Source organism: Bacteroidales bacterium (genome assembly GCA_014860585.1).
Classification (GTDB): domain Bacteria; phylum Bacteroidota; class Bacteroidia; order Bacteroidales; family 4484-276; genus RZYY01.
The window spans coordinates 1-6,569 of sequence record JACZJL010000074.1; the positions used below are offsets into that span (position 1 = coordinate 1).

Annotated in this window: 2 protein-coding genes; both read left to right on the plus strand. The window is 43.3% G+C overall.

The window, feature by feature from the left end; genetic code table 11:
• A partial coding sequence (locus IH598_07820; GenBank protein MBE0638411.1) for a T9SS type A sorting domain-containing protein occupies positions 1–248 on the plus strand: 248 nt, incomplete at its 5' end.
• Positions 249–692: 444 nt separating this feature from the next.
• A partial coding sequence (locus IH598_07825) for a right-handed parallel beta-helix repeat-containing protein (protein MBE0638412.1) occupies positions 693–6,569 on the plus strand: 5,877 nt, incomplete at its 3' end.

The window sequence follows — 6,569 nt, forward strand, 5'->3', positions numbered from 1 at the left end:
CAACCGGCGATGGAAGTGGGAGTATAAATGTCTTCCCCAATCCAACCGATGGCATGTTAAACATTACCGGTCTGGCTGAAGATGCAATACTCACGGTGATGAATCTTCAGGGACGGGAATTATGGGTTGAGCGCCAAAAAGGTGAAGGTTTGCTTACCCTTAAAATGGTAAATCATAATCCCGGCATCTATTTCATCAAAATCCAACAAAACGAAGAAACGATTTTCAAAAAGGTTGTTTTGAAATAAAGTGAGGGTTACAAGTTAGGTTTTACCCCGGGTTTGTCGAAAGATGACCTGGGGTTTATTATTGGAAGCAAGCCCCCACTTTGACGGAGGAAAAGGCGGTGATGGCTGCCCAGATTGCTAATTTGGAATTTTTCAATCCATGCAGTTTTCGCTGTAAATTTTACCCTAACATGTCCGGCCGCTGCTGTAACCCTTATTTTCGTTACGCTATGAGTCAGGCTACATTTTTAAAAGATATTCTAAAAAAGTAATTTTAACAATTTACTAATCCTCTATACCTAAGGACGAGACTGTTATATAAAATAGCATTGTGTTGTCAAAGAAAATTACTGTTAATATTCAATAAATTATTGAAAATCAATTAACTATTTAGCCTTCATAAATGTTAAGACACTTGACAGAAAGAACGTTCTTAATTTTAATCGAGTTTAAACAACAAATATTTTGACTAAAACTACTTTCATTTTAGCATTCGCAATCTTATTCGGCCTGATTGGCTCCGCTCAAAACAAGAACTTCAGATCCAGCAGTTTTTCCGACGAAGAAGTGAGCGGTGTTTGGACGGTCGCCAATAGTCCGTATTTTGTTAGCGGCGAAGTTACTGTTCCTTTTGGGGATACGCTGATTATCGAACCTGGTGTAACCGTAAAGTTCAACACCAATTCGGTTGATATTACACAATTAAACCCTCCTACGCCCGAAAACACTGATTTTGGGTACATGACTGTAAACGGCGCCCTGATTGCTCAGGGAACCGAAACCGACTCCATCGTTTTTACGCGGGATGGTAACACCGGATACTGGGGTATGATAAACTTTACTGCAACTGCAAATCCTGATAATTCCATTGAGTATCTCAGGATGGATTTTTCGAGCTATATGTATTTGCAGAATGCGACTGTAGAGGAATTATTAGCCGGATTATCCTTCGATGGAATAGCGCCTACTGTAAGGAATAGCAGTTTAATAAACAGCTTCATTGGGATTTTTCTGAAAAATTCTCCCGGAGGAACCATCACCAACAACGGCATCCATGCTTGCCTGAACGATGGAATTATCCTTTACCAAAGCCCTGCAAATATCGACAATAACATTATTTCTGGAAATAGTGGCCATGGGATTAACATTTACCAAAGCCCTGCAAATATTGAAAACAACTCTATTTCAGGAAATGGGAACCGCGGGATTTACATTTGGCAGTCATCATCAACTGTAAGCGGAAATCTTATATCGGGTAATGTTGGCGGTGGTATTTATTCTGAGGCCTGCGACTCGCTCAATATTGCTGAAAATACGATTTCAGGTAGCCAGTACCCAATAAAGTGCATAAACAATACTAATGGCGTAATAACAGGGAATACTATTCCACTCGGTGGAATTCTGAATGGACAGGCAATAATTTCTACTAGTTCAACCCTGAAAATTTCCAACAACACGATTTCAGGCGCCGGAGTAGGAATAAATAGTGGGAATTCTAACCTTCAAATTGAAGACAACTCTATCTCTGGCTCCGATTACGCAGGTATTTGGTGTAATTCGGGGGATTTTCAAATAAATAATAACATCATTTCTAATGGCAATAACGTAGGCATTATATGCTCTGGCACTGTGAATGCCTTTCATAATACAATTGTTGGTAATTGGGCGGCGATGGAAGTATGGGCTGGGCCTGTAATTTTCGAAAACTGTATTTTTAAGTATAATACACGTGTTGTCGCTCCTGGTGCCTTGGTAATCCCCACAATTAACTGGTCATTAGTAGGAAGTGCTGGAAGTCAGGGTGTAGGACGCATAAGTGGAAATCTTGATCCGATGTTTGTGGATTATGCCAACGGAGATTATAATTTGATCTGGTCGAATTATCCTGACACCTCTGATCCAACACAAAAGTCGCCTTGCATCGACAGTGGCAACCCCGACCCGGATGGTGATGGTAACGACTGGATGACTGACCCCGATGACCGCGACCCCGACGGATCGAGGATGGACATGGGCGCCCGTCTCTACCACCAGACGCCTCAGGTAACCGCATACAACAATCCCGACCCGGGTTCGCCCAATTATCAATACTGGAATTTCGAGGATACGTATATACCATACACAAGCACTGCTAAAACTTTCCAAATACGTAACGGAGCGAACCATTTTTATGATTGCCCGGTATATTTTACCGGAAACAACCCTGAACAGTTCAAATTGAAATATTCACCGGATATCTACCTGTCAGATACCGTAATTCATCTGGCGCCATATCAGGTTGCTGATGTAACTGTAGTTTTTCAACCAATATCTCCGCTTACACAGCATGCTGATTTTACTGCCGGCGATGCCCCATACACCGACTCCGTGCACGTTCAGGGTATAGGAATAAGCACGGGAGCTGTCATAGGGTATGTGAAAACCCCTACAGGAGAGCCTTTGCAGGATATTACCATTACCCTGGAAGCGCTGCAATCTCCGTGGAATACCGTAACAACCACAACAAATTCTGGAGGTTATTACCAACTGGTCAATATAGGGTTGGGTAATTTTCGTGTTACCCCGTCGAAAATACAAGACGGCATAATTCATGATTTTTCTCCTGAATCAGCAGATGTTTTAGTGCTTCTTAACAGCACCAAGCAACAGGATTTTACGGATATTTCCTATTTTACTGTGAGTGGCAATATCAGTTACCTCAATACGAGTTGTCCTGCTGAGGGTATACCCGTATTAATGGATGGTGCTCCTGCTGTTCCACCGGTAGTGACTGACGCAGAAGGAAATTACACCGTTGAAGGGGTACTGATTGGCTCGCATACGTTTATGCCTGATGCACCTGCCAGTGGGCATATCTTTAATCCATCAGAAATTTTTGTGGGTGTATTTTCTCCGGTTGCCGGAATTAACTTTATTGATGAATTTACCTACAACCTGAGCGGTAATGTAACAGGAAGTTGCGGCATTTCCCTTGCCTCCTCCATAGCATTGGTTGTAGAATGCCAGAACGAATGCGGTATTAACGACACTATTTATACCGATGCCCTTGGTTTTTACAGCATCAACCTGGCGCCTTTTCAATATAGTATCACACCAATTTCTTTTGATTATTTCGGAAGCTGGGTTGAATTTAACACTGCACAGGTTGATGTAACCGAACAGGATGCCACCCTGAATTTCATTTATCACAGCGATCCGGTAATTGAGATCAAAGGGTTCGATACCCTGACTAACGCATACGGATGGATCGTACTGGAACAATTTGAAATCTATGCGGCTGAAATTGACGTGCTTGAATTTTATGGCGAAAATAACGAAATCAGGTGCAGGGTTACTTCCGGTGCAATTGTTATTACTGATGGGCTGAGTGATTTTGCTCAGGATAGCACCATGGTTATTTCCGATACAGCCACACTTTATTACTTTCAGGCAGGAAGTCCCAATATAGTTCCGCCTTACCAGAAAAGAATAAAGGTGGAATATATGAGTGAAGAGGGTAAAAGTGCATCTGCCGAGCTATGGGTGTATGTAACAGGGATTCTCCCAAGAGGTACTGCATTTGCCACCACCACACCCGAAATCCCGCTGCTTATCCTGCGCGATCCGCCGGGTGACCAAAGTTTTAGCGAGATGACCGAAACGACGGAAGTTTCGCAGGCAATAAGTTTTAGTGCGAAATACGATGATGCTGCGAGCACCTTCAGAAAAGTGTCTCTTGGTGTTAAATATGAGGTTGATACATGGCTTTTTGGAGTATTGAATATTGAGAAAACACTTGATTTCACAGCTACAGTAGGTATGGCGATGTCTCAGAATTCGCTTATCGAAAATCAATTGAAATTTGTTACAAGCGAATCATTTAAAACATCTACCGGCGAATTTGTTGTGGGTCGGAAATCTGATGTGTATATGGGTGGCGCCATGAACCTGTTGTATGGAATCACCGATGTTTTGACGATTTCGGGTGATACCGTAAATGTTGACCAGGATATTATCATCGTTCCCAATGGCTTTGCAACCACCTACATTTATACCGAAAATCACATCGAAAACACGGTGATCCCATCGCTTTATCTGATCCAGGACACTGCATCGGCAGAGCGTTGGGAGTCATTTATTGCCTTAAACGCCTTCCTTAAAAATGAGGCCATATTTAACGAAAATAAATCTTTTGATGCGGGTGTCGTTAATTCTCTTTCACTGGAAACAACAAGATCAAGCACCAGGACACAGGAATTTGAATTGACAATAAATGCTGAAATCGCAACAGAAGCAGGCCTTAAAATTAATGGGATTGGCCAAACCGGCGGTGTAAAAGTCTCTTCTGCAATAACCTACGGAAGTTCGGTGACAACCTCAACTGTAAATTCAACCAAAATAGCTTATACATTGCAGGATAATGATGAAAGCCCGGATGGAAATGATAATTTTTCGGTGGATATAAAAACCGATCCTGTTTATGGCACACCTGTATTTGTGACATTGGCCGGAAATTCGATGTGCCCCTGGGAGGGGCCACCCACAAATTCACGGAAAGGCTGTGCATTTTCTCAGAACGAGTATTATGACGACAATATTCCTGCAGGAAGTCCTGCCGTATTTACCCTGGTGCTGAACAATACCAGCCAGACTGAAGAGACCATGTTCTATACTTTAAAGGTATTGAATGAAACCAATCCTAATAGCGCTACTTTTACTCCCTCCAACTTAACTTCACCTGACGGGATAGTTTACTCACTTGAATATGACAGTCCTCTTCAGGTCACGATTTATATCAGTCGTCCGCCTGGTGAAGTATACGATTTATCGGGTTTAACCCTGGAACTATCAGGTGACTGTGGAACTGGAATCCCGAACGTTTCTGACCGGGCAACATTTGAAGTACATTGGATTCATCCCTGTTCACCGATTTCCATCGTTGAACCAAATAGCAACTGGGTAATTAATCAGTCAGGCAACAATGCGCTTCAGCTTACAGTAGGAGATTATGACCTGACAAATCCAAATTTGCTTAATGTGAGCCTGGAGTATTCGGGTGATAATGGTAACAACTGGATTGAGTTCTATTCAATTCCCAAAGCCTCCATTCTATCGTCCACACTTCAGGTGATCTGGAATGTTGAAAATTTGACTGATGGGCAATACCAACTTCGGGCGACAGCTTCATGTGCGGAAGGACTGGTAAATTATTCCGAAAAAGTGATTGGCGCCATCGACAGAATGTCTCCCTTCGTTTCCGGAAATCCTCAGCCTGCCGACGGGGTGCTTAATATAGGGGATGAAATCTCATTTACTTTTAATGAAAGCCTGAAACCATCAACAGTTACAATCAACACCTGCCGGCTGTTTGAAACAGAAACAGGTATGCAGGTGGGCGCCAGCGTTGTTTATCAACCAGCCACCAGAAAAGTTGTTTTTACAATCAATCCGGGTAATGCCTATTTCATCGAAAACCGCTATCTGACATCGCAGATAGTTGGCGTTCAGGATAAATATGGCAATCCGCTGGCAGATACCGCAAGCTGGACATTCCTGGTTGACCAGGGACCGTTGCACTGGAACCCGGATGATTTCATGTTTACCATTACCGATGGCGAAAGCATCAATTTTAGTTCGATGTTGACCAATGTTTCTGCTGATGAGGTTTATTATTCGCTTACCTTGCCGGAATGGCTTACCGCAACACCTTTCAGTGGTTATGTGAGCGGCAATGGTGCATCTGTTGAAGTGGATTTTATGAGCGCTCCATTGCCCGGCGGCATTTATTACGATACCATTTTTGCCACCACAGTGGGCTACCCTGCTGAAGAAATACACATCATGATCCAAACTGCAGGTGGACCCGAACTGTTGGTAAATCCATCCAACCAGGAGGTTTTAGCTCCTGCCGGAACAACCACTTTTGATATCACTTCCAATGTCAACTGGACGGTGAGCGAGGACGTGGACTGGCTGAGTGTGGATACTTATGGCGGAAGCGAGAATGGCACGCTAACAGTAAACTTTGGCGGGAACAATTCCGGTTCCTTCAGAATCGGGGAAATTACTGTTACCGGAGGAGGCGGGTTGCTTCCGGTGGTTGTAACAGTCGTGCAGCAAGCCTGGCTAATCCATAGTGTAAACTTACCGGCGGGCTGGTCAGGATTATCCAGTTATGTCACACCTTTTGATCCGGATATTGAACTCATTTTTGGCAGCGTGCTCGATAACCTTATCATTGCAATGACGCAGCAAAATATGTATTATCCTGCAAATGAAATCAACACCATTGGCAACTGGGCGTCGCAATCGGCTTATAAAGTCAAAACCAATGCAGGCATTACCCTCAACATTACCGGAAGT